General features: G+C 44.0%; 22 protein-coding genes and 1 other RNA gene. 18 read left to right on the top strand and 5 right to left on the bottom strand.

Annotated elements, in window-relative coordinates:
* The first annotated feature begins 171 nt into the window (after positions 1-171).
* From glyQ to rnpB, 9 genes are all read left to right on the top strand, one after another.
* Positions 172-1,059: a glycine--tRNA ligase subunit alpha gene (glyQ, locus tag ACIFO6_RS13930; protein ID WP_430041251.1), complete on the top strand. Its 888-nt coding sequence runs from the start codon at positions 172-174 to the stop codon at positions 1,057-1,059.
* A complete protein-coding gene (glyS, locus tag ACIFO6_RS13935) occupies positions 1,052-3,127 on the top strand; it encodes a glycine--tRNA ligase subunit beta (protein WP_430041252.1) in 2,076 nt (691 codons plus the stop codon). Before glyQ ends, glyS begins: the two co-directional genes overlap by 8 nt.
* Before the next feature lie 114 nt (positions 3,128-3,241).
* On the top strand, positions 3,242-3,724 hold the full coding sequence (locus ACIFO6_RS13940) for a YaiI/YqxD family protein (protein ID WP_430041274.1): 483 nt from the start codon (positions 3,242-3,244) through the stop codon (positions 3,722-3,724).
* Positions 3,717-5,591, top strand: coding sequence for a DNA primase (dnaG, locus tag ACIFO6_RS13945; RefSeq protein WP_430041253.1), 1,875 nt, complete (start codon positions 3,717-3,719; stop codon positions 5,589-5,591). The genes ACIFO6_RS13940 and dnaG overlap by 8 nt, the downstream gene beginning before the upstream one ends.
* 43 nt (positions 5,592-5,634) lie before the next feature.
* Positions 5,635-6,768 (top strand): RNA polymerase sigma factor RpoD, encoded by a 1,134-nt coding sequence (gene rpoD / locus ACIFO6_RS13950; RefSeq protein ID WP_430041254.1) that lies wholly within the window; start codon positions 5,635-5,637, stop codon positions 6,766-6,768.
* 86 nt (positions 6,769-6,854) lie between these two features.
* Positions 6,855-7,694, top strand: coding sequence for a hypothetical protein (locus ACIFO6_RS13955; RefSeq protein ID WP_430041255.1), 840 nt, complete (start codon positions 6,855-6,857; stop codon positions 7,692-7,694).
* The gene (locus ACIFO6_RS13960) at positions 7,691-8,452 is read left to right on the top strand and encodes a tRNA (adenine(22)-N(1))-methyltransferase (RefSeq protein ID WP_430041257.1); all 762 of its coding nucleotides are present in this window, start codon (positions 7,691-7,693) and stop codon (positions 8,450-8,452) included. The genes ACIFO6_RS13955 and ACIFO6_RS13960 overlap by 4 nt, the downstream gene beginning before the upstream one ends.
* The gene (locus tag ACIFO6_RS13965; RefSeq protein WP_430041258.1) at positions 8,428-9,543 is read left to right on the top strand and encodes a Nif3-like dinuclear metal center hexameric protein; all 1,116 of its coding nucleotides are present in this window, start codon (positions 8,428-8,430) and stop codon (positions 9,541-9,543) included. Before ACIFO6_RS13960 ends, ACIFO6_RS13965 begins: the two co-directional genes overlap by 25 nt.
* A 246-nt stretch (positions 9,544-9,789) precedes the next feature.
* Positions 9,790-10,188: RNase P RNA component class A (gene rnpB, locus ACIFO6_RS13970), an RNA gene on the top strand.
* A gap of 261 nt (positions 10,189-10,449) precedes the next feature.
* On the opposite strand, the gene ACIFO6_RS13975 is transcribed toward rnpB, so the two are convergent.
* From ACIFO6_RS13975 to ACIFO6_RS13990, 4 genes are all read right to left on the bottom strand, one after another.
* Positions 10,450-11,670, bottom strand: coding sequence for a PLP-dependent aminotransferase family protein (locus ACIFO6_RS13975; protein WP_430041259.1), 1,221 nt, complete (start codon positions 11,668-11,670; stop codon positions 10,450-10,452).
* 332 nt (positions 11,671-12,002) lie between these two features.
* Complete coding sequence (locus ACIFO6_RS13980) at positions 12,003-13,853, bottom strand: ABC transporter ATP-binding protein (RefSeq protein WP_430041260.1); 1,851 nt, start codon at positions 13,851-13,853, stop codon at positions 12,003-12,005.
* Complete coding sequence (locus ACIFO6_RS13985) at positions 13,846-15,609, bottom strand: ABC transporter ATP-binding protein (RefSeq protein ID WP_430041261.1); 1,764 nt, start codon at positions 15,607-15,609, stop codon at positions 13,846-13,848. The genes ACIFO6_RS13980 and ACIFO6_RS13985 overlap by 8 nt, the downstream gene beginning before the upstream one ends.
* 58 nt (positions 15,610-15,667) lie before the next feature.
* Complete coding sequence (locus ACIFO6_RS13990) at positions 15,668-16,078, bottom strand: MarR family winged helix-turn-helix transcriptional regulator (protein ID WP_430041262.1); 411 nt, start codon at positions 16,076-16,078, stop codon at positions 15,668-15,670.
* Between the two features lie 145 nt (positions 16,079-16,223).
* Between ACIFO6_RS13990 and ACIFO6_RS13995 the strand changes: the two genes are divergently transcribed.
* Both ACIFO6_RS13995 and ACIFO6_RS14000 read left to right on the top strand, forming a co-directional pair.
* Complete coding sequence (locus ACIFO6_RS13995; protein ID WP_430041263.1) at positions 16,224-16,361, top strand: hypothetical protein; 138 nt, start codon at positions 16,224-16,226, stop codon at positions 16,359-16,361.
* An 87-nt stretch (positions 16,362-16,448) separates the two neighbouring features.
* The gene (locus ACIFO6_RS14000) at positions 16,449-16,691 is read left to right on the top strand and encodes a hypothetical protein (protein WP_430041264.1); all 243 of its coding nucleotides are present in this window, start codon (positions 16,449-16,451) and stop codon (positions 16,689-16,691) included.
* Between the two features lie 98 nt (positions 16,692-16,789).
* Here the strand turns inward: ACIFO6_RS14000 and ACIFO6_RS14005 are convergent, their stop codons facing one another.
* Positions 16,790-18,004 (bottom strand): tyrosine-type recombinase/integrase, encoded by a 1,215-nt coding sequence (locus ACIFO6_RS14005; protein WP_430041265.1) that lies wholly within the window; start codon positions 18,002-18,004, stop codon positions 16,790-16,792.
* 419 nt (positions 18,005-18,423) lie between these two features.
* Between ACIFO6_RS14005 and ACIFO6_RS14010 the strand changes: the two genes are divergently transcribed.
* The 7 genes from ACIFO6_RS14010 (at position 18,424) to ACIFO6_RS14040 (ending at position 22,657) form a co-directional block, all read left to right on the top strand.
* Positions 18,424-18,681: a hypothetical protein gene (locus ACIFO6_RS14010; RefSeq protein WP_430041267.1), complete on the top strand. Its 258-nt coding sequence runs from the start codon at positions 18,424-18,426 to the stop codon at positions 18,679-18,681.
* 633 nt (positions 18,682-19,314) lie between these two features.
* On the top strand, positions 19,315-19,539 hold the full coding sequence (locus ACIFO6_RS14015) for a hypothetical protein (RefSeq protein ID WP_430041268.1): 225 nt from the start codon (positions 19,315-19,317) through the stop codon (positions 19,537-19,539).
* Positions 19,540-20,033: 494 nt separating this feature from the next.
* Positions 20,034-20,504, top strand: a complete 471-nt coding sequence (locus ACIFO6_RS14020; RefSeq protein WP_430041269.1) for a hypothetical protein — start codon at positions 20,034-20,036, stop codon at positions 20,502-20,504.
* Between the two features lie 217 nt (positions 20,505-20,721).
* Complete coding sequence (locus ACIFO6_RS14025; protein WP_430041270.1) at positions 20,722-21,297, top strand: hypothetical protein; 576 nt, start codon at positions 20,722-20,724, stop codon at positions 21,295-21,297.
* A 69-nt stretch (positions 21,298-21,366) separates the two neighbouring features.
* Positions 21,367-21,792 carry a YrpD family protein gene (locus ACIFO6_RS14030; protein WP_430041272.1) on the top strand — a complete coding sequence of 142 codons (426 nt, stop codon included), beginning with the start codon at positions 21,367-21,369 and terminating at the stop codon, positions 21,790-21,792.
* A 19-nt stretch (positions 21,793-21,811) separates the two neighbouring features.
* Positions 21,812-22,264 carry a copper amine oxidase N-terminal domain-containing protein gene (locus ACIFO6_RS14035; RefSeq protein WP_430041273.1) on the top strand — a complete coding sequence of 151 codons (453 nt, stop codon included), beginning with the start codon at positions 21,812-21,814 and terminating at the stop codon, positions 22,262-22,264.
* A 120-nt stretch (positions 22,265-22,384) separates the two neighbouring features.
* Positions 22,385-22,657: a DUF3102 domain-containing protein gene (locus ACIFO6_RS14040; protein WP_430041275.1), complete on the top strand. Its 273-nt coding sequence runs from the start codon at positions 22,385-22,387 to the stop codon at positions 22,655-22,657.
* Positions 22,658-23,059 lie beyond the last annotated feature (402 nt).

The following is a 23,059-nucleotide window of genomic DNA, read 5'->3' on the forward strand; positions in this document are numbered from 1 at the left end:
GTAGGGTGGAACCGCGGGAGCCAGCTCTCGTCCCTACGTCTGTACAGGCGTAGAGGCGGGGCTTTTTGCTGTCTCTGGCGATGCTTGTTGGAAATTGGCGGCCCTGTACATAGAAGCTTTACGAAGAATGATCACCACCATTTGAGGTAATTTGGAAGGGAAGTGTGTACCATGAATTTTCAGCAGATGATTTTGACACTGCAACAATTTTGGGCTGAGCACAACTGTATTATTGTACAGCCGTATGACACGGAAAAAGGGGCAGGAACAATGAACCCGATGACGTATTTGCGTTCGATTGGACCTGAGCCGTGGAATGTAGCTTATGTCGAGCCGTCCCGCCGCCCCGCAGATGGACGTTATGGAGAGAACCCTAATCGTCTGTATCAGCATCACCAGTTTCAGGTTGTTTTGAAGCCATCCCCTGATAACATTCAGGAGTTGTATCTGGAGAGCTTGAGCCGCCTTGGTATTAATCCGCTGGAGCATGATATTCGCTTCGTTGAAGATAACTGGGAAGCGCCAACGCTGGGAGCATGGGGATTAGGCTGGGAAGTATGGCTGGATGGTATGGAAATTACCCAGTTCACGTATTTTCAGCAAGTGGGCGGTATTGATGCCAGTCCGGTTGCGGTTGAAATTACGTATGGTATGGAGCGTCTTGCTTCCTACATTCAGGACAAGGAGAACGTGTTCGATCTGGAGTGGGTGAACGGCATCACGTATGGTGATGTTTTTCACCAGCCTGAATTTGAGCATTCTAAATATACGTTTGAAGTATCTGATGTCAAAATGCTATTCACCCTTTTTAATATGTTTGAAGAAGAAGCGAATAAAGCCATGGCGCAGCACCTTGTATTTCCAGCCTATGATTATGTGCTGAAATGCTCTCATGCGTTTAACTTGCTGGATGCCCGCGGGGCAATCAGTGTAACGGAACGGACCGGATTTATTATGCGTGTGCGGAATTTGGCCCGTCAGGTGGCTGCAACTTATCTGGAGGAACGTGAGAAGCTGGGCTTCCCGTTGTTGAAGAAAGGAGGTGCGGCACATGTCTAAGGATTTGCTGTTTGAAATCGGTTTGGAAGAAGTGCCCGCCCGTTTTATCCCTGCTGCGATTCAGCAGTTGAAGGAGCGTATGACTGCATGGCTGGACAGCTCACGTATTGCTCATGGTGATGTAGAAGCTTATGCTACCCCTCGTCGTCTGACGGTGCTGGTTAAGGCGGTAGCCGACAAGCAGGAGGATATTAACGAAGAAGTGAAGGGTCCTTCCCGCAAAATCGCACTTGATGAAGCCGGCAATTGGAGCAAGGCAGCTCTCGGCTTTGCCCGTAGCCAAGGTGTTGATCCTGAACAGTTTACATTCAAGGAGCTTGGAGGCGTGGAGTATATTTACGCGACCAAGAGCAGTATAGGTGTACCGACAGCGGAAGTGCTGTCCGAAGGCTTATTGCATATTTTGCATGCCATGACCTTCCCTAAATTTATGCGTTGGGCCAGCTATGACTTTAAGTTTGTTCGCCCAATCCGCTGGTTGATCGCCTTGTTTGGTAACGATATTGTTAACTTGGAAATTGCCGGGGTACAATCCGGGAATGTGACAAGAGGACATCGTTTTCTCGGGCAGAATACCGTTGTGAAAAGTCCGGCAGACTATGTTGAGGCGCTTCGTAAACAGCATGTCATTGTGGATATTGCGGAACGCCAGTCCATTATTGTAAAGCAGATTGAAGCATTGGCAGCCGAAAAAGACTGGACGATCGCGGTTAAGGATGATCTGCTGGAAGAAGTGCTGTATCTGGTCGAAACGCCGACGGTACTGTTTGGAGGTTTTAATCCATCGTTCCTCAACATTCCGAAGGATGTGCTGATTACTTCCATGCGTGAGCATCAACGCTATTTCCCGGTGCTGGATCGTGCGGGAGAACTGCTGCCATACTTTGTTACTGTACGTAACGGTGGAAGTCAATCGCTGGATGTTATTTCCAAAGGGAACGAAAAAGTATTGCGCGCACGGCTATCTGATGCCAAATTCTTTTATGAAGAAGATCAGAGACTGGAAATCAAGGATGCGCTCTCCAAGCTGGAAAGCATCGTTTTCCACGAGGAATTGGGATCGGTTGGAGACAAGGTACGTCGGATTCGTCGTATTGCCGATGCTTTAGCTGAGAAGCTGCGGGTTTCCCCGGATACACTGGAGTCGGTTAGTCGGGCAGCAGATATTTGTAAGTTTGATCTGGTAACGCAAATGGTATATGAATTCCCGGAACTGCAAGGAGTTATGGGTGAGGATTATGCTCGTAAGGCTGGAGAGAAGGAAGAAGTGGCGAGAGCGGTATTTGAGCATTATCAGCCGCGTTTTGCCGGAGAAACGGTTCCTTCTACGAACGCTGGAGCTATTGTGAGTATTGCTGACAAAATAGATACGATCACCGGCTGTTTCTCCATCGGTATTATTCCGACAGGCTCACAGGACCCTTATGCGCTTCGTCGCCAGGCCGCAGGTATTGTGCAAATTTTGCTGGACCGTAATCTTTCAGCAACTTTGTCTGATGTGTTCAATATTGCACTTGACGTACACGACAACCTTGGAAATATGAAACGTTCTGCCGATGAAATTCGTAAAGAGTTACATGAATTCTTTGGTTTGCGGGTGAAAAAACTGTTGTCCGAGACGCTTCGTTATGACGTCGTAGACGCTGTGCTTGCTGCCGGATTTGATGATGTTGCTTCTGTCGTTGATCGCGGAGCAGCCCTGATGAATGCGGTACAAACGGGAGATACCTTTAAAGCAACGGTAGAGTCGTTTAACCGTGTAGGCAATTTGGCTGCAAAAGCTGTTCATGCATCAGTTAATACGGGTGAATTTACGGAACAGGGCGAAAAAACGCTCTATGAAACATGGTACGGCGTTTATGAATCTTATTATACAGCCTTGCAGGAAGGCGATGCTACGCGAGCTTTAGCACTTGCTTCGTCCATTACTCCTGCGGTGACGGCGTTCTTTGATTCCGTAATGGTTATGGCTGAGGATGATGCGATCCGTAATAACCGTTTGGCTTTGCTGGCCGCCATTGATAGAGAACTGAAGCGTTTTGCCGATTTTTCCAAACTTGTGGGTTAATCGCAGCTGTAATAGTATGAATAACTTGAAAAAATGGGTATAAATATACGGAACGGTGTAAGAGCGATCTTGCAGCCGTTCCGTATTTTACTCGAATCCGGATGGAGATGGGGGATGCTTGTGGGAATATCCGGAGGTTTATCGGATGTGCGGATCGTTGTTGACGGAGACGCTTGTCCTGTCAAAAGCGAAATTGCGGATACAGCTTCCCGTTTTCAGGTTCAGGTTATTATGGTATCTTCATATGATCATCTTATTCAGGGCAGCGGAGGCGTGACCATCGTAAAAGTGGACCGGAGCGACCAAAGCGCTGATCTCTATATTGCTAATCATATCCGTCGAGGGGATATTGTAACCACCAACGATTACGGTCTTGCGGCACTTGCTTTGGCCAAAGGCTGTGAGGTTATGTCCTTTCGCGGAACGATGTATCGAAACGATTCGATTGATTTTATGCTTGACCGCCGTCATACTTCTGCCAAGGAAAGGAAAAAAGGACGTTATGGAAAAGGTCCTAAACCGTTTACATCAGAGGATCGTGAAGTTTTTCAACATAAACTGACAAAACTTTTACTCTTCTTGCAGGAGAATGAATAACGGTATCGAATTATATTTACGTGCTAAAGAGATGAAGGTGGTTAACATGAGTGCTGGACAAGGCAACATACCGGACGATATCATTGAATCGGTTTTACAGCATCATGATATCGTAGATACGGTAAGCAAGTATGTGCATTTGACCAAGCAGGGGAAGTATATGAAAGGCCTCTGTCCTTTTCATTCTGAAAAAACCCCTTCATTCACCGTGACACCGGATCGTCAGATTTTTTACTGCTACGGCTGCGGCGCGGGAGGCAATGCCATCAAATTTATGATGGAAATCGAAGGACTATCCTTTCCCGAAGCTGTCAGAACAATGGCGGAAGAAAGTCATATCCCTCTCGGCGAATGGCAGGGACGTGAGTCAACGCATCAGCATCCTGAGTTGGACAGGTTGTTGCAAGCGTATGAGCTAACATCTAAGATGTACCATTTTCTCCTTAAGAATACGGAGCATGGCAAACCGGCGATGGAGTATTTGCGGTCACGGGGATTTACTGACAAGATCATTGATCAATTTCAAATTGGCTATGCACCTAACCGATGGGATACGATTGTCCAGTTTCTGGAAAAGCGTTCTTTCGATCCTGTTGAGATGGAAAAGGGCGGGCTTATCTCTCCCCGACATGAGGATGATGGGTATGTGGATCGGTTCAGGGATCGCATTATGTTTCCTATTTGGAACCGAAATGGCAAAGTAATTGCCTTTGCGGGCCGCATTCTTGGTGAAGGACAGCCCAAGTATTTGAATTCACCGGAAACCAAACTGTTCAACAAGAGCCGGACACTGTACAATCTCAACCATGCCAAGACTTCGATTCGCAAGCTTCGTCAGAGTGTCCTTTTTGAAGGATACGGCGATGTTATCTCAGCTTGGGAAGCAGGTGTGCAGAACGGGGTGGCCGCTATGGGCACAGCTTTGACGGAGCATCATGCTACGATGTTAAAGGGACTGTGCGACGAGGTCATTATTTGCTATGATGGTGACCGGGCAGGACAAGCTGCTGCGCTTAAGAATTTTCCGTTGTTGGAAAATGCGGGACTTCACGTTAAAGTAGCGCTGGTCAGCGACGGTATGGACCCGGATGATTTTATCCGGCAATACGGCGGGGAAAGGTTTCAGCGCCAAATTATCGAAAGTGCCGTTTCAACGGTGAAATTTAAGCTTATATATCTGAGAAAAAACCATATACTGCAAGAGGAAGAAGGAAGAATCGCGTATTCCCGCGAAGCATTAAATGTCATTGCACCTCTGTCATCCCCGACCGAGCGGGAAGTGTATTTGCGCGAAGTGTCAGCCGAAGTCAAGGTGGATTTTGAAACCTTAAAGCAAGAATGCAATTTACTCCGACAGTCCCTGCAAAAAAAACAGGACTTTGGGGATAATAACGAAAATCGGTGGAATAATGGTAGGCATAAAAAAGGGCAGGTCGTTACACCGAATTTGCTGCCGGCTTACCATGTGGCGGAACGCAGATTGCTTCACTGGATGATGCAGGATTTAGAAGCTGCACAGTATGTAGAACAGCATCTGGGGGACGCCTTTAATATTGAGGATCATGCAGCAATTGCTGCTTATCTATACGCCTATTACGCACAAGGAAAGTTACCAGATACAAGCCGATTTATTTCATCCTTGCAAGATGATCGGCTGGAGAAAAACGTAAGCTCGATCATGATGATGGATGCTCCAGGCGTATGGGCACCGCACATTTTGGACGATTATATTCATCAGGTGCGCAAATTTCCATTGCAGGAGCAACTGGATTTGAAGAGGGAAGAGATGAGAGCCGCTGAGCGCTTAGGTGAATTTTTGCGTGCAGCACAAATTGCAAGTGAGATTATAGCCCTAGAGAGACAATGAACACACAGAGGTCGGATGTTTCTAGGGAGGAGGGAGTCGAAAGATGGCGAATGATCAGCATACTGAACTGGAGACGGAACTGACACTGGATCAGGTTAAGGATCAATTGATTGAGTTGGGTAAAAAAAGTTCCTCTCTGAACTACAAAGATATCATGGAAAAACTATCGTCGTTTGATCAAGACCCCGAGCAAATGGATGAGTTTTATGAGCAACTGGGTGACTTGGGGATTGAGGTTGTAAACGATAACGACGAAGAAGTTACCAGATTGCGTCAAAACGATGACCCGGAAAACAACGACGGGGATGACTTTAACTACGATGACGATCTGAGCCTGCCTCCCGGTATTAAAATCAATGATCCGGTCCGGATGTACTTGAAGGAAATCGGCCGTGTACCGCTTCTTTCTGCTGATGATGAGGTGGGGCTGGCGAAACGGATCAACAATGGTGATGAAGAAGCCAAACGTCGACTCGCAGAAGCGAATTTGCGTCTGGTTGTAAGTATTGCCAAGCGTTATGTTGGTCGTGGAATGCTTTTCCTGGATCTGATTCAGGAAGGTAACATGGGTCTAATTAAGGCAGTAGAAAAATTTGATTACGAAAAAGGATTTAAATTCAGTACGTATGCAACCTGGTGGATTCGTCAGGCCATTACGCGCGCTATAGCTGATCAGGCAAGAACAATCCGTATTCCTGTGCACATGGTGGAAACGATCAATAAGTTGATTCGGGTATCTCGTCAACTGTTGCAAGAGCTGGGGCGTGAACCTACGCCGGAAGAAGTGGCTGCGGAGATGGAGCTGAGCGTGGAGAAAGTACGGGAAATTATGAAAATTGCCCAAGAACCGGTTTCATTGGAAACGCCAATTGGTGAAGAAGATGATTCACATTTGGGGGATTTCATTGAGGATCAGGAAGCGCTGGCGCCTGCGGATGCGGCTGCGTATGAACTTTTGAAGGAACAGCTTGAGGATGTGCTGGATACGTTGACCGAACGGGAAGAGAACGTCTTGCGTCTCCGTTTTGGTTTGGACGATGGTAGAACCAGAACCCTTGAAGAAGTGGGTAAAGTATTCGGTGTTACACGCGAACGTATTCGTCAGATTGAGGCTAAAGCGCTGCGTAAGCTGCGCCATCCAAGCCGCAGTAAGCGACTGAAGGATTTCCTCGAATAGAAGCGTAACATTGCGGACCTTCTGCGGCTTGGAGCGCGCAGAAGGTCTTTTTTTATCCCATGGCAGCCTTGGTGGAGGGGAAAAGCTTGGACCAGGAGAAAAAACGGGCAATACTGTTACATGAAATTGAGCATTGGCGGCGAAGTCGGCTGCTCCCTGAGCAATATTGTGATTTTTTGTCTAACCTTTATCGAGAGGACGAAAATCCATCACAGAGCCGAAGTCGCACTGGGACTGGTCTGCTTACATATCTTCGAAACGGACATGGAATCGTCTGGATTCTTGGTTTTGTCATTATTTCCTGCATTTGTTTGATCGGTTTTTATTTTACCGCTTTTCCGTTGGCAATGCAAATATTCTCGGCATGTGCAGTAATCGCGAGCTGCTATGGAGTAGCCGCTGTTTGGCGTTCTTCAAAGCAGAGCATGAGCGCCATGCTGAGTACCTTGGGCAGTGTGATTATGCTGGGTTCAGGTGTGTGGATTATTCAGCTTCACCAAGGTGAGTCTAAATTTTGGTTTCTTGTTCTGGTCGGTCTGTGCGGACTGGTATGGTGTCTTGTGGGCTTAACCCTGCGTATCAGCTTGCTTCACTACTGTGGCTCTATTGCGCTGCTTTTGGTGTACGCAGTACTTATAGGCCGCTACTGGCCAACGGCTTCTCACGTGATGCTGGAGGGATTTTGGATTTTACATGTAGCATTGCTGGTATGGTTAAGCTGGTGGGTACATCGTCGCTTTTCACGGCTGGCTTCGGTCTATTTTGCTATCGGAATGACACTGGTTTTCATGCCTGAAGCAGACATGATCGTGCTGCGCCATCAAGCGCCGGGAGATGTTGTATTGTACGCCTTATTGAAGTTGGCTATTGTTGTAGGAATTTTATTTTGGACTCGAAAAAAATGGATTACGTGGGTGACGTCATGAAGCTTTCTCAACGATTACAATATATTATGGAACAAATTCCTTCCGGGAGCAGATTAGCGGATATTGGCTCTGACCATGGACTTTTGCCTGTGGCTGCGGTGCGCAGTGGTCGGGTAACGCAAGCTGTGGCGGGCGAAGTCAATGATGGGCCGTTGCGAGCGGCTCAAAAGCAGGTCGCCGAAGCAGGTCTTACTGACCGCATAACCGTTAGAAAAGGCGACGGCTTGGCCGTTATTACAGCCGACGAGGTTGATGTTATTACGATAGCTGGTATGGGCGGTGCCTTAATCGCTTCCATTTTGGAGCAGGGGAAAGACAAGTTGGATTCAGTGAAGAGGCTTATTTTACAGCCAAACGTAGGCGAGGATATTTTGCGCCGATGGCTGATTGAGCATCAATGGGTATTGACAGGCGAGCATATTATGGAAGAAGACGGAAAGATATATGAAGTATTGACGGCTGTACCCGTGTTGGATAGTCCTGTGAAGCAGGAAAAGCTATACCGACCGTTAGCCCTTACCGGTAGCTCGCTAGTATTGACGCAGAATTGGCTGGAACAGCTTGGACCGTTGCTGGTCAGAGAGCCCAACGAAGTCTTTTTCCGTAAATGGAATTTGGAAATTCATAAGCTCCAAAATGTGCTTGCGCAGTTGGCGCGATCAGAGCAGGAATCGGCGCAGCAAAAGCAGGAACAATTACGCAAGCAAATTGAACAGCTAGAGGAGGTACTTGCATGTTTGCCAAAGGACAAACGGTAATTAGCTATATGGAACAGCTGGCTCCAAAATATTTGGCAGTTCCGGACGACAGAATCGGGCTTCAGCTTGGCAGCCTGAAAAAGGAAATCAAAAACATACTGGTAGCTCTGGATGTCAATGATGAGGTTGTTGAAGAGGCGATCCGCGTAAAGGCCGACCTCATTATCGCCCATCATGCTATCATATTCCGTCCACTTAAAGCATTGAATACGGATCAGCCTGCAGGCAAATTGTATGAAAAGCTGATTAAGAACGATATAGCGGTCTACATCAGTCATACGAATCTGGATACAGCAGAGGATGGTATGAACGACTGGATGGCGGAAGCATTGGGCATTCAAAGTGAAGGTACGCTGGAGGATGTCCACACGGAGCAATTGTTCAAGCTTGTCGTTTTCGTACCGAAAACACATCATCAACGGGTGTTGGATGCCGTACTGGATGCGGGAGCCGGACATATCGGCAATTACAGCCATTGCAGCTTTAACATTGATGGCTACGGAACTTTCGTGCCGGGTGAAGGCACACAGCCGTTTTTGGGTGAGCCAGGTAAAATGGAACGCAGCGAAGAGGTACGCATAGAAACGGTAGTGCCACAGGGTGTGCGCAACAAAGTCGTTCAGGCGATGCTCAAAGCTCATCCTTATGAAGAGGTGGCCTATGACCTGTACCATATGGATTTGCAGGGCCGCTCATTTGGCCTAGGACGGGTGGGTAAGCTCAAGGAAGCCCGCACGTTACGCGAGTTTGTCAATGATGTGAAAGAAGGCTTCAACGTCGAGCATGTACGTGTAGTGGGCGACTTGGACCGTACAATTAAAAAAGCAGCCGTGCTCGGAGGCTCTGGCAGCCGCTATGTAAACAAGTCGATTTTTAAAGGGGCTGACGTCTTAGTTACGGGTGATATCGACTATCACACGGCTCAGGATGCCCTTATGGCTGGCATTGCCATCATTGACCCTGGTCATAACGCAGAGAAGATTATGAAGCCTAAAACCGCAGAATGGATGCGCAAACGGTTGGGAGAAGCCCGATACTCTACGGAAGTACATGTATCCCAGGTGAACACAGAGCCTTTTCATTTTTTGTAAAATTAACTTTTATGGGAAAATGAAATCGGAATGGATTCAGGCTGTAGGTACCTTTAGCGGTAGAGATATAGATAAGCTTCATATTCCGTTATACGTGGGTCACTCTACTTATTTTGTGGCAGATGATACGTTACAAAAGAGGGTACACCCGTTTTATTTGAACAAATAAAGGAAGCTTGCTAATTTACAATATTTTCAGGGTTGTGTCGAGCGTGCGTTCCCTGTATACTATGTAATGTTGTTCGGAAAGTTTAACAGACAATCGCTGGCGGTGTGAACCGCGAGAGGAAAGTCCGGGCTCCATAGGGCAGGATGCTGGATAACGTCCAGTCAGCGCGAGTTGAAGGATAGTGCCACAGAAATGGACCGCCGATGGCCGCATGCGGCACAGGCAAGGATGGAACCGAGGTGTAAGAGACCCCGAGGAACGCTGGTGACTTCGTTCCTGGTAAACCCCATCTGGAGCAAGACCTAATGGGACACAGCTTCTTCGCGAAGTAGCCTTAGCCCGAGGCGTGTCTAGGTTGGTCGCTGGAGCTGGATAGCAATATTCGGCCTAGATAGATGATTGTCGCTTGTAGTGGGAGGGTAGTTCCCGTCTGAACCACGAATAGCACAGAACCCGGCTTACGGAAAACTTTCCACACTGCAACACCTTAAAATGTATGATGTTAACCTTTTAAATGACTATTACTTGGAATCCAAATGTATGTAATGAATTACAAAAAAGGTTCAAGCTATATTCCTTTGGGAATCAGGCTTGAACCTTTTTTGTATACCGTATTTTACGCAGCGCACATGTATGCTTAGGTCTATTTCATTCTTTTTTTTATCTACTCATTCCCTCTATCGTAAAAACGTCCGGGGATGAGGCAGTAGTCAGCGTAGGTGCCCTGCCAACCTTCATCAGCGCACGCTTTTTTCCAATCTTTCCTCTGTATACATCTTCAATGCTCGATCCAAACGGTTAACCGCTTCAGGAAGCAGTGAAGGATCGGTATGCGTAAAGTTGATCCGCATATGGTTACTGCCGCTCAGATCAGCATAAAATACTTGTCCTGGCACAAATGCGACGCCTTCCTGAATGGCCAGTTCCAGCAAGCGATCGGAACGGAAGCCTTCGGGTAAAGTGACCCACATAAACATGCCGCCAAGTGCATCATTCCATGTAATGCCTTCCCATTGACGTTCTTTCATCAGCGTTGTGAGGCGTAACATACGAGAGTGATATTCGCTGGATACGGTACGAATATGTCCATCCAAATCAAAAAAGTCCAAGAGCTCATTTAAAGCACGTTGATCGATACTGCTGGAGTGCAGATCAGCAGATTGTTTGGCCTTCGAGACTTTATTGACAATCGCTTGATCAGCAACCAGCCATCCAGAACGAACACCAGGTGCAACGGTTTTGGAGAACGTAGAGGTGTACATGACATGACTATCGCCACCTTGCTGCTGGTCAATGGATAAAAGGGTAGGGAAGTTAAGGTTTTCGTCAAATTTGAGACGTCCGTAAGGATCATCCTCAAAAATCAAAGTTCCGTATTTACGGCATAGCTCAACAACGCCTACTCTGCGGTCCATACTCCACACACTCCCCGCCGGGTTGGAGAAAGTTGGGATGACATACACGAATTTAGGCTGATATTCCTTGAGCTTGGCTTCAAGATCATCTAATTGCATACCGTTGGTGTCTGTATTTACACTTACAATGTTGGCACCATAGGACTTAAACACCTGAAGAGCTGCCAAATAAGTAGGGGACTCTACCAATACAGTATTCTGCGGATCAAGCAGCACACGCGAAACCAGATCGATAGTCTGCTGTGAGCCCGTCGTCATGATGATGTTATCTCTGGTGACGGAGATGCCTTGGGATGCCATTATGGTTGTAAGGCGTTCCCGTAGAGGAATAAATCCATCGGTTAGACCATATTGAAGCGCGGTAGTACCGCCGAGACGGAATACCCGCTCATAGGCTTGAGCAACGGCTTCGATGGGAAAAAAGGCATCGGCCGGAAGACCACCTGCCAGGGATAACACTTCTGTTCCCTGTGTCAGCTTCAAAATGTCCCTAACGATGGACGAGCCCTGAGTACGAGCCATACCTGAAAATTTGTATTCCAATGCAATCATCTCCTGTGTTCTATACTGTACTATGAAATTTATTGTATTATAACAATAACGAAGTATAACAGTAAACGTCTGAATATAACAGTTGATTGATCTATTGGAAAGCCGAAAAATCCTGATCCCAAGAAAAAATTCGACCATTCAAATCACTTTCACGTAAATCTTGCAATTATTCAGCGCAAGCTTGAAATGCTTGACAGCTTTTGAGCACACCAAAAACGTGTCTGGATCGCCCTTTGCAGCGATTATCCAGACACGTCTCTCTTTTACCTTGATATGCTATTAGTGGCTACTATCCTGTTTATTCAAACAGGGACTGGTTATTTTTAGGATGCATTTTCAAACTGACTGTTGTATAGATCGGCATAGAAGCCGCCTTTAGCCAGCAATTCCTCATGGTTACCCGTTTCGATAATGTCACCGTCCTTCATGACCAGAATCATATCGGCGTTCTTGATCGTCGAGAGGCGGTGGGCAATCACAAAGGAGGTTTTCCCTACAGTAAGCTGGTCCATCGCTTGTTGAATTAGCAATTCCGTACGCGTATCGACTGAGCTTGTGGCCTCATCTAGAATAAGCATGGGCGCATCTTCAATCATGGCTCTTGCAATGGTAATCAATTGTTTTTGACCGGCAGAGAGATTGGCTTTGTCGTCCAGCACCGTATCATAGCCCTGTGGCAGTGTTTTAAGGAAGCTGTGCAGCCCCACCGCTTTACATGCGGCTTCTACCTGTTCATGGGTAACATGCTCTTTGGAAAAGGCGATATTCTCACGGATTGTTCCTTCAAACAGCCAGGTATCCTGCAGTACCATACAGAATAAGTCGTGAATATTCTCTCGTGTTAATTGGCTAATTGGGGTTCCGTCAATATAGATTTCCCCGCCGTTCAGCTCATAGAATCGCATGAGCAAATTCACGAGTGTCGTCTTACCGGCGCCTGTCGGACCAACAATGGCAATTTTCTGGCCAGCTTCAGCTTTCATGGAGAAGTCTCTGATAATCATACGGTCTTCGTTATAACCGAAACGGACATGTTTGAATTCGACATCCCCTTTGGCGTTGTTCAGCTTCTTGGTCTTGTTGCTCTCATCCGCCAATTCCTTTTCACCTAGAAATTCGAATACACGTTCACTGGCGGCAGCCGCCGATTGCAGATTGGTTGCGGCCTGTGCCAACTGTGACAAGGGCTGTGTAAACAGACGAATATATACCATGAAGGCCACAATAGTTCCGATCGTTATAGCATGTTGGTTCACCAGCAAAGCGCCCACGACACAGACCGCTACATAACCAAAATTCCCGATGAACATCATAACCGGCATCATCAGGCCAGACATGAACTGGGACTTCCAGGCATTTGTATATAAGCGGTTGTTAATGCCATGGAACTCTTTCTTGGCTGCTTTTTCTCCGTTATATACCTTGACTACGTTATGACCGGCATAGGTTTCTTCGATATGACCGTTGATCTGGCCAAGCTCTGCTTGCTGTGCTACAAAATATTTCTGTGAATGCTTCATAATCACGGTCATCAGGGAAAAACCAATCAGCGTAGCTAAAATCCCGGTAACGGTCATGATCCAGTTTGTATACAGCATCATAATCAAGGCGCCCACGAAGGTTGCCAGCGCGCTGACAAGCGTGCCGATACTGTTGTTTAATGTTTGTCCGATGGTATCGACATCGTTGGTCACACGGCTGAGCACATTACCGTAGCTCGTAGCATCAAAATACTTCAAAGGCATATGATTGATTTTTCTGGAGAGCTCTGTTCGCATCTTCTTTGTAAGACGCTGTGACACGGTCGCCGTAATGAAGCCTTGGAAATAGTTAAAGATAAGACCAAGACCATACAAAAGCACCAAAACAAGAACAATTTTCTGGACAGCACTCACATCAACCCCTGCTACGATTCCTTTCTGGATCAGGTTGGCAATATCGCTGAGCTTACCCGGACCAATGACGTTGAAGGCGGAACCGACCAGAGCCAACACCATAGAGAGTATAATCATGGGCACATAGGCCTTGATGTAGGATAAAAGCTGGCTGATGGTCTTTTTAAAATCATTCGCTTTTTCACCAGCACCCATGCCCCCCGCAGGACCTCCACCCATGGGACCTCGCTGTTTCGTTTTCATATGCTGGCTGTCAACGGTGTGTTCATTCTTATCCATGTACGAGTTCCTCCTTCGAAAGCTGCGAATAAGCGATTTCCTGATAGGTGCTGCAGTTCGCCATCAGCTCTTCATGTGTGCCGTTCCCTACAACCTCACCCTGGTCCAGTACGATAATCTGGTCAGCGTCCTTAATGGTGCCTATGCGCTGAGCAACAATGAGTGTGGTAGCATGGTCAGTTTCTTTTTTGAGAGCTGAGCGCAGAATCCGGTCTGTTTTGTAGTCCAGTGCTGAAAAGGAATCATCGAAGATATAAATCTCCGGCTGACGGTAGATGGCACGCGCAATGGACAGACGCTGCTTTTGACCACCGGACACGTTCGCTCCACCTTGTGAAATCCGTCCCTGATACTGACCGTCCATTTTTTCGACAAACTCCGTGCTTTGGGCAATTCCTACGGCTGCTTTAACGAGTTTTTCCGAAGCTCCTTCTTTTCCGTTATCGCCATACGAAACGTTGGATGCCACCGTACCGCTGAAAAGCACGGCTCTCTGAGGGACATACCCAATTTTGTTATGGAGTGTCTGCTGCTTATAGTTTCTGACATTCACACCATCCACGAGCACCTCTCCCTCGGTCACATCGTAGAAACGGGGAATCAGATTGATCACGCTGGTTTTTCCGCTGCCTGTTGCGCCAATAAAGGCAACCGTCTCGCCTCGTTTCGCCGTAAAGCTAATGTTGCGAAGCACAGGCTCCTCCGCGTCTGGATATTTGAAGCTGACCTTACGGAATTCAACTTGACCCATAACGCCCTCTTCTCCGGCCGTCTCATGCCCGTTCATGATGCTGGATTTGGTGTTCAATACCTCCATAATCCGTTTGGCAGAAATCGAAGCGCGAGGCAGCAAGAAGAAAATCATACTAACCATCATAAAGGCCATGACCACTTGCATCGCATAAGACGAGAACACGACCATATTGGAGAACAGTGCAATGCGGTCCGGCACGGCCGTCCCGTTAATCAGGTAAGCACCGATCCAATAGATAGCGACACTCAGACCCGACATAATAAAGGTCATACCCGGGCCAATCATCGCCATTAACCGGTTCGCAAACAGGTTTGTATTCGTCAATTCGACGTTGGCCTGTTCGAACTTCTGCTCCTGATACTGATCTGCATTATAAGCGCGCACTACTCGAAGTCCGGTCAAATGCTCACGTGTTACCCTGTTCAGATTATCGGTGAGACGCTGGATTCGCTGGAAACTGGGGAGAGCGAAAATAACAATAACACTTAGCATCAGGATCAGAACAGCCACGGCCGCTCCTGTAGAGGCGGTCCACTGCCAGTTTTTATCCGCAATCTTCACAATAGCCCACACGGCCAAAATTGGTGCCTTGATGATCACCTGGAGTCCTAACGCAACGATCGTTTGAATCTGGGTAACATCGTTTGTGGTGCGAGTGATGAGGCTTGCCGTCGAAAAGCTATTCATCTCTTCCATCGAAAAGGATAAGGTCTTATCAAAGACCATCGCACGCAGACGCATCGCCAGACCTGCCGCCACCTTCGCCGCGAAATAGCCGACAATAATAGATGCAATCATACTGCCGACGGCACACAACAGCATGTAACTGCCGGGAATCAGCAGTTCCGACATAGGCGTTCCTTCCTTTTGCAGCTTGGTCGTAATTTCCGCCATATAATCAGGCAGCTTCAGATCAAGCCAGACCTGCACAACAATGAAAGCCAGGCTGAAAAGCACGAGCATCCATTCATTTTTCTTGAGATATTTGAATATCTTCAGCATTCTGTCGCTCTCCTTTTATCTGAAAATCTTAGGTGTTTGGTGCAATTTACATATGAATTCAACTTTTAGAGACAATAAGCTTAATGAGTCGGATAAATTCTCTGGCATCCTGCTCGTCCAGCTTGCGAAGAATGCTCTCGGTCCATGCGATTCCTTCATTATACTTGTCAATCATAAATTGCTTGCCTGAATCCGTAATGAATACAATCACCTTCCGTTTGTCGGTGACATCGGTATGGCGTACAACCATACCTTTCTTCTCCAGGCTCTTCAGCGCCGTTGCTACTCGTCCCGTACTGACGGACAAGTATTCGCTCAAGTGGCCCGAGGTAACCCCGTCCTGATTGATATTCAGACAGATGAGAATCCCCATTTCACCACGTGAGAAGTGTCCTCGTTCCTCTAATTCCGGTTTGCGCGATTTGACAACATACTCGAACAGTTCTTTCGCTAATGTCTTATAATCCAATGGTCACAGCACCTTCTAGCTTTTATCTTATACTATAAGATAATAATGATGTCCGGATAAAAAGTCAATTGGAGAAAATATGGAATAAATGAAGCATCCATAACTAGCAGTTCACCTGAGCGAGCGTGGAATCCGTGCAGGTGGTATGGAAAGTAATCATATTCGTATTTCCTTTTCATACACGGCCAAGGATACACTCGAAGCAGGATTGCGCAAGTTATGCCGCTTGCTGGGAGAACTGTTTGACCGCTCGGTCATCATGGAACGAAGGCCTATTTTATAAGGATATTTGCAATAGGGGGTAATCATCCAATCACAGGGAGCTCCTTCGTAATATGCTGTACTAATTCACCGAAAGGAGTTGCACATTATGAGTCATTGCCCTAACGAACCGATCGTGTGCCCGCCGATCCAATTTGTAAATCATCAATTTTTCCCACAAGTGGTGCCTGTTATTCATCCGATTGAAATTATTAACCAAACGCACATTATCCCAGTACCACACCACGTATTCCCAGTGACTGTAAAAGACCCTTCTGATCCTTGCTGTCATACCCGCAGTCATACTCGCAGTAATGGCAAGCGTCAGGTACGTAGCAGCTCTAAGCGCTAAGGGATTACAAAAAAGCAGCCATGGAGCGTACATGGCTGCTTTTTTTGAAGTCTACTCAAAAATTCCTTATGTATCAATGGTTTTGCTTACACTTTTTTCTAAACTTCAACTGGTTGGTCACACTTCTGGTCACGCAATTCTTGTTCAATTTCTAGTGGTTCAGTTTCTTCTTTTTTACTCAACAAACTGCTCAATCCTTGTGTTGCATCTGATTGCATATTCATTAACAAATGTGAATAAGTGTCTAGTGTGATGGATACGCTACTATGTCCAAGTATCTCTGAAACAACTTTTGGATGAACACCAATGGATAGCATTAGTGAAGCTGCTGTATGTCTAAGATCATGAAAACGAATATGTGGTAATTCCAATTCTTTTATAGTTCGTTGCATTAGCCTTGTGAGAGTTGTAGGAAATATAGGCTTTCCCAAGTTAGTGCAGCATACCAAGTCGTTGTCTACATACATATCTCCAGCCAATAGTTTGTCATTGTTGACTACCTCATGACGTTGCCTTAGCACTTCTATTATTTCATCCGATACACCAATTGAGCGAACGCCTGATGTCGTCTTTGCGCCTTGTTTGATTCTTTTACCATCATGCTCTAGTGTTTGGGTGATCATAATTCTTTTATTTATGAAATCGATATTCCTCCAAGGTAGGCCCAAAATTTCTCCCTGTCGCATTCCAGTGTGTATTGCTAGAAAGAAGATGATGTAATGCTTGTTATCTTTTAAGGAACCCAAAAACTTTTGTATTTGTTCGATACTCCATATTGATAATTTCTTTTTTGTTCTTCTTGGTCTATCTAATTTTTTTGCTGGATTATCTCTTATTAATTCACTTTTGATAGCGTAGTTTAGAGAATATGCCGTAATATCAAATATGCGTTGAACATATGAGTCTGCATACCCTTCATCATCATCTAATTTCTTACTCTTTACATGCTTTACAAACTTTTTAATGTCCGAAGAATTCAATTCTCCTAACGTTGTATCTTTAAAGAAAGGAGCCATGTGAGCAACAATACAAGATCGATAATTTTTAGCTGTAAGCCTAGTTATGAGTTTATTTTGTACCTTCTCCACTATCCACACATCCAACATATAATCCGTAAACTTTATCTTGCTTGGTTCGATGTAGTCACCTTTGTTCACCTGATTCAACAGGTCGGTCAATGCGTCCTGAGCATCTTTCTTTTTTTTGAATCCTCGCTCCTTTTTCTGTTTTCTGGGTTCTCCTTTTTTCCCAACGTCTACAACGTAATAATACAATCCAGTTTTCTTATCAAGTTTTACAGATCCTTGTGCCATAAACAGCCTCCTAATATTTTCTTTATTTTACTGTGTGCAATAATTAAAAGTATCATATTTAATTAGATGTGTAAATAGTTTGTTTTTGATATGAGAATATTGAATGATTAACAGAGGAGAATGGCTGTTTGACTGTTCAAGCATCCCACATAGCACCCCACATAGCACCCCACATAGCACCCTTAACAAGCTTGAGAGCGTCTCAGGTGTATATGGATTATCCATCCCTCCATATAAAACACTAATTTTACCATCCAGTTACTCCCATATTGACGGTGACTGGATTTTTTTGTATCCACATCATCCGACATCGGACGGTTTGCTGCAAGTCGTCAAATTGACGTTTCGCCAAAACATGCCACATTGGGAGATGCGATGTCGCAACCGCCAACTTTGGCGTATGAAGCTAATTATATAGCTTGGTGCAACATGAAGATTCATCGACATCGGAGAAAATTGAACGCCTAGAATGGGCTAGAGAGCTTGAACAATTGGAAAGATTGAAGGCAAAGGAACGTCAAGGAACTCGTACAGACAATGATAACAACATTGGACAAAATTTTGCCCGAAGTAATGATGTTGTAGCCGATCAAACTGGTTTTGGTAACAAAGAGACCTATATACAAGCTAAATACATAGCTGATAACGCCGATCCAGAAACTATATATGAGGGGTAAGGAAAATTTTCCTGAGGGTGAGATAGTAACGTTAGCCAAGATTTTGGCAAGGTTATATAAAAATCTCTAGTCACAGATTACTCAAAACACTGATTAATCTATTGATGTAAAATTATTTGGTGGCTGGTTAATGGGAAGGGTAGGGTCAGGGTGAATCAGGTTTGAATCATTGATTAAATAATACAAAAATAAAGGAGCAAATGATATGTATAAATCGGGACGGTTAATTAAAGGAAGACTGTACGTGAAAACGTGGAATGATGAATGGATCACCCTCAAAGCATTAGTTCAAGCCAACAGAAAGGCTGTGTAACACGGACATGGACTGGCTTGACCAATGTATAGGCAGTTGGTTAAAGAGGCAGCAGGGAAGGATACAGAGCTTGAGAGAAGGGTGGAGATTAGGAAGCAACTGACTATGATTCGACGCATGAAGAAGAAGGCCAAGGAAGAGAGGATGTGTATATAGGTCGGGGGGATGTCAAATTGTCACCCCTTGAATATGTAACTAAGCGCCTAGGGATAGGTGCTTTTTTGTTAGCAATATTATATATTCATTGATGATAAAATGATAATGATGTATAATTAAACATAAATAGATATTTTTACAATACCATCAAAGGAGCTGAATTAATGAACAGAAGAGCAGCAGGAGTTTCATTTTGTTTTATAGCAACTATACTCTATGTATCTAGGTATTTTATTGTAACAAGTGGTGTATTAAACTATGCAGATGCACCATTGTATATAGCATTGAATAGGTTAAATGGACATGATGTTCTGCTTGTACTCAGCATAATAGCTTTAATTATAGGAGTAACTTACATCATTATTGAGGAAGTTAGAAAAGGAAAGTAAGTGCTCAATTGTCAAGTAGACAGTAGAAATCTGAGCTATGATCCCTTAAATTTCCGGCCAACTAATCGTCTTAGAAAATCAATGATTAGTCCTGTCAGAAAGAAAGAGGTGAAATGGATGATATAGGCGGGAAACTGAACTTTAATAGTTACACTGTCGATTGCTAATTTTGCACTATCAAAGTCAAAAATCCAGTGTCGAAATGGCTCATATATACAATAGAATTTAGAAGTGGATTCAATCCAATAAGGAGGATATTTTTATCATCATTTCCCAAATAGCTATTCAAGCATATTAAAATGCTTATTACTGAAAACCAAAACGTTGCTTTCTTATAAGGCACAAGCAACACCTCCCCCATTATTTTCTTTTTTTATTGTATCATATCCCTTTGAGTGATTTCATTTTACATAAAACAGCAACAAAGTACATTATAGAAGAATATATAATAATAACTTTCGTCTTATTAGCATATTGAAGAGGATGATATAAAAATGAATCTAAATCAGCATCACACAATGACTTACACACTAAACAGCGGTATCAAAGGAACTGTCAATCTATCCACCATACAAATACAGGACTGGATAGAATCATATCGTGTAGGAAGTAAATATGTAACTACTGTGGGTAGAGAACATTTTGGTTTAAATCCTGAGCTTGTAGCAGATTTTAAGGTACATAATGAATTTTCTGAGCAGAGGGAACATATAACAGCTATTCAACCTACAGCAGCAAGCAAGGCCAGTGAACAGTTGGCAGACGCATACAGTCAGCATAAGACATTGATTCAAGTAGAATGTAAATGTGGAGCTTCCTATATAGAAGAGTCAGCATACAAAAGGAGTAAATGGGGATGTAAAGAATGCGGTGAGATTGTGTTTCTGGATAGTAAAAAGGGTACGGTTGATACTGCGGAAGGGAAAGCTTGGTATATGACAAATAGGTATTTCGTTGAGAGATGAGCAACTGATATATTGTCGGTTGCTTTTTTGTATTAACCCAAATAAAGAAAGAACGATTAAGAAAGATTAAATAAAAATAAAGTGTGTATATATGTCTATTTATCCTCAAATTAGCATTTAATGTTTTAAATAGATTTTTATGTTTACAAATAGGGAAAAAGTGGTAGTATTATCTCGTGTAATATTTTCAAAAATTTTCTATTTGGAGGAAGCAAAAATGAAAAAGAAAATGGTATTACCAATTCTAGCCGCTACTTCTTTATTTTTTTCTCCGTTTGCTGGGCATATTGCAAGCGCAGAAAGTGCAGACAAAACTTTGGAGGGGACTAATGGTAGGGAAATTGTAATACATAAACCAGATGACATATCTAGTGCTAAAATTAATGAACTTGTAAACCGTTTTAAGAAGGGAATCGAAGAGGACAGAGCTAGCAACCAAAAGATAAGTATGAATAAAAATGTGTCGGAAAGTGTTTATGATAATGCAATTTATGACTACACTATTATAGGTGAAGATTATGTGTACAAATATGAAGAGGTTCCCAATAAGGCTCCAGAACTTACTATTGAGAAGCCAGATGTTAAATATTTAACTGAAGGTCAAAACGACCGAATCACCACTTCTGCTTATAATATTGGGGATGGTATTGGAGGTAGACAGAACATAGTCAAAAATGGAAGCTACCTATCTACTTTGTTAAGACTTCCACTTGATTCGCAAGTTGTCCAAGAGACAGGGCATATAACTATTCTGGTTTCACTTCGGGGGCTTATGAAGCAGATATGGGGTTAGTCTATGATTCTACTGTTGGCCCTGGTTCTTTTGAAAAAGGTTGGAAACCAACAATGGTTGTAAAAAGAAATGGAGTGGAAAGTCATTCTGGCTTTGTTACAGGCTATTCAAAATGTACAATCTGCTAATGCCTATTTATCTAATTCCGATGTTGTTTTGTACGTATGGTATAATAACAATGGAAAAGCAAGAATGAAAATTAGCGGCACAGCAACATGTAGGGATATTGGTTGTTCAGATGGAACAAACACCAGTTTAATTTCTATTATGGAAACCGATAATAGTCTTAATATTAGTACTGTCGATCAATGGAAACTTTTGTCAACCGTTGTTTCTACAGGTGACAAAGGTAGAAATAGGGGGACTTACTCAAGTATAAAAGTAAATGATGTGGCGGTTCCGAGTAGTGCTTTTAGTGCTCCCCTTACAGATCATGCTTCCATTACAAGGGATGGTAATAATACAGTTACAATAATAGCTGATCAAAATTTGTGATAAGAAGAGAGCGAGTATTGTGAAAAAGAATATGTTTTTTTTGGTGGTTGTTCTTTTAATCACCTCTATTTTCTCAACAAGTATTTACGCTGCCGGAGAAGCACAAAGGGCTAACATATATGTTAATAATGAAAAACTGGATTTTAATGCACTTATAGCCTATTCAGGGGTAGCGATGGTTCCTTTTCGTGAAATATTTGAGCAATATGATATGAAAGTTAGTTGGGATAATACTAGTAAAACAGTTACTGCAAGCAGTCAGGATGGTTCGACAGTCATAAAATTAAGCCAAGATAATAAGACAGCATATGTAAATGGAAAATCATATTCTTTATCGCAAACGCCTTTCTTGGGTGAAGATATTTTATATGTGGATCTTAGGTTCATTAGTGAATCAATAGGTGCGAAAGTGAATTATGATAAACCATCACTTTCTATACACATAACTCTTCCTAAAGCTGCAAAAGAATAGAGACTTTGCCCCGGACTATTCCGGGGTTGTTTTTTTGCTTTGAACTAATTTTAAGGGATCAACAGTTACAAGCAAATAGCTGGACAGTCGGTGTTTGAGATTGGACGACGATTGAAGCATGTGAAAGAGAATGACTTGGTGCATGGTGAGTGGTATGAGTGGTTGAAGACTATTGATATTGTACCTCAAACAGCTACACGAATGATTCAGGCTTACGAACAATTTGGAAACCATCCGACGTCGTACGATTTGCCAGTTAGTAAAATATTTGAAATGCTCTCTCTACCCGAATCTGTTGATCGTTTGGAGTTTGTTGAACAGGAACACACTGTTCCTTCAACTGGTGAACAGAAGACGGTGGGTGAAATGACTGTGAAGGAATTGCGTATATGATTCGAGCTTGAGACAAATTGTATTAGGGTATATATAAATACACTCTTATTGATAATATCAAAATGACAATTATAACTCTTCCTTTCCGCGATTCTTGTTGCGATTGACGATACGTCTGTGGTGTTTTCAAAAACATAGATGAATAAAGGAAATTCCGATTTTAAGTTTCACGCAATTTAATTTATAAAAATACAATAATCCCTTGATGCATCAATCTTTTCTGAACATTTTTCTCCGATACGTACGATTGAAACCACGATACAAAGCAATTTTTCTCAAATCCCTTTGTTTATCTACCTTTTAGCTATTTTCTCGATACAGCAACGATGTAAATATAGTCAGGCACAATTTTGTTTCACTATGTCTCATAAAGCTATATGGAATCACGTCTGTTGATTAACC

It is taken from the genome of Paenibacillus sp. NRS-1781 (assembly GCF_050467745.1).
Lineage (GTDB): Bacteria > Bacillota > Bacilli > Paenibacillales > Paenibacillaceae > Paenibacillus > Paenibacillus terrae_A.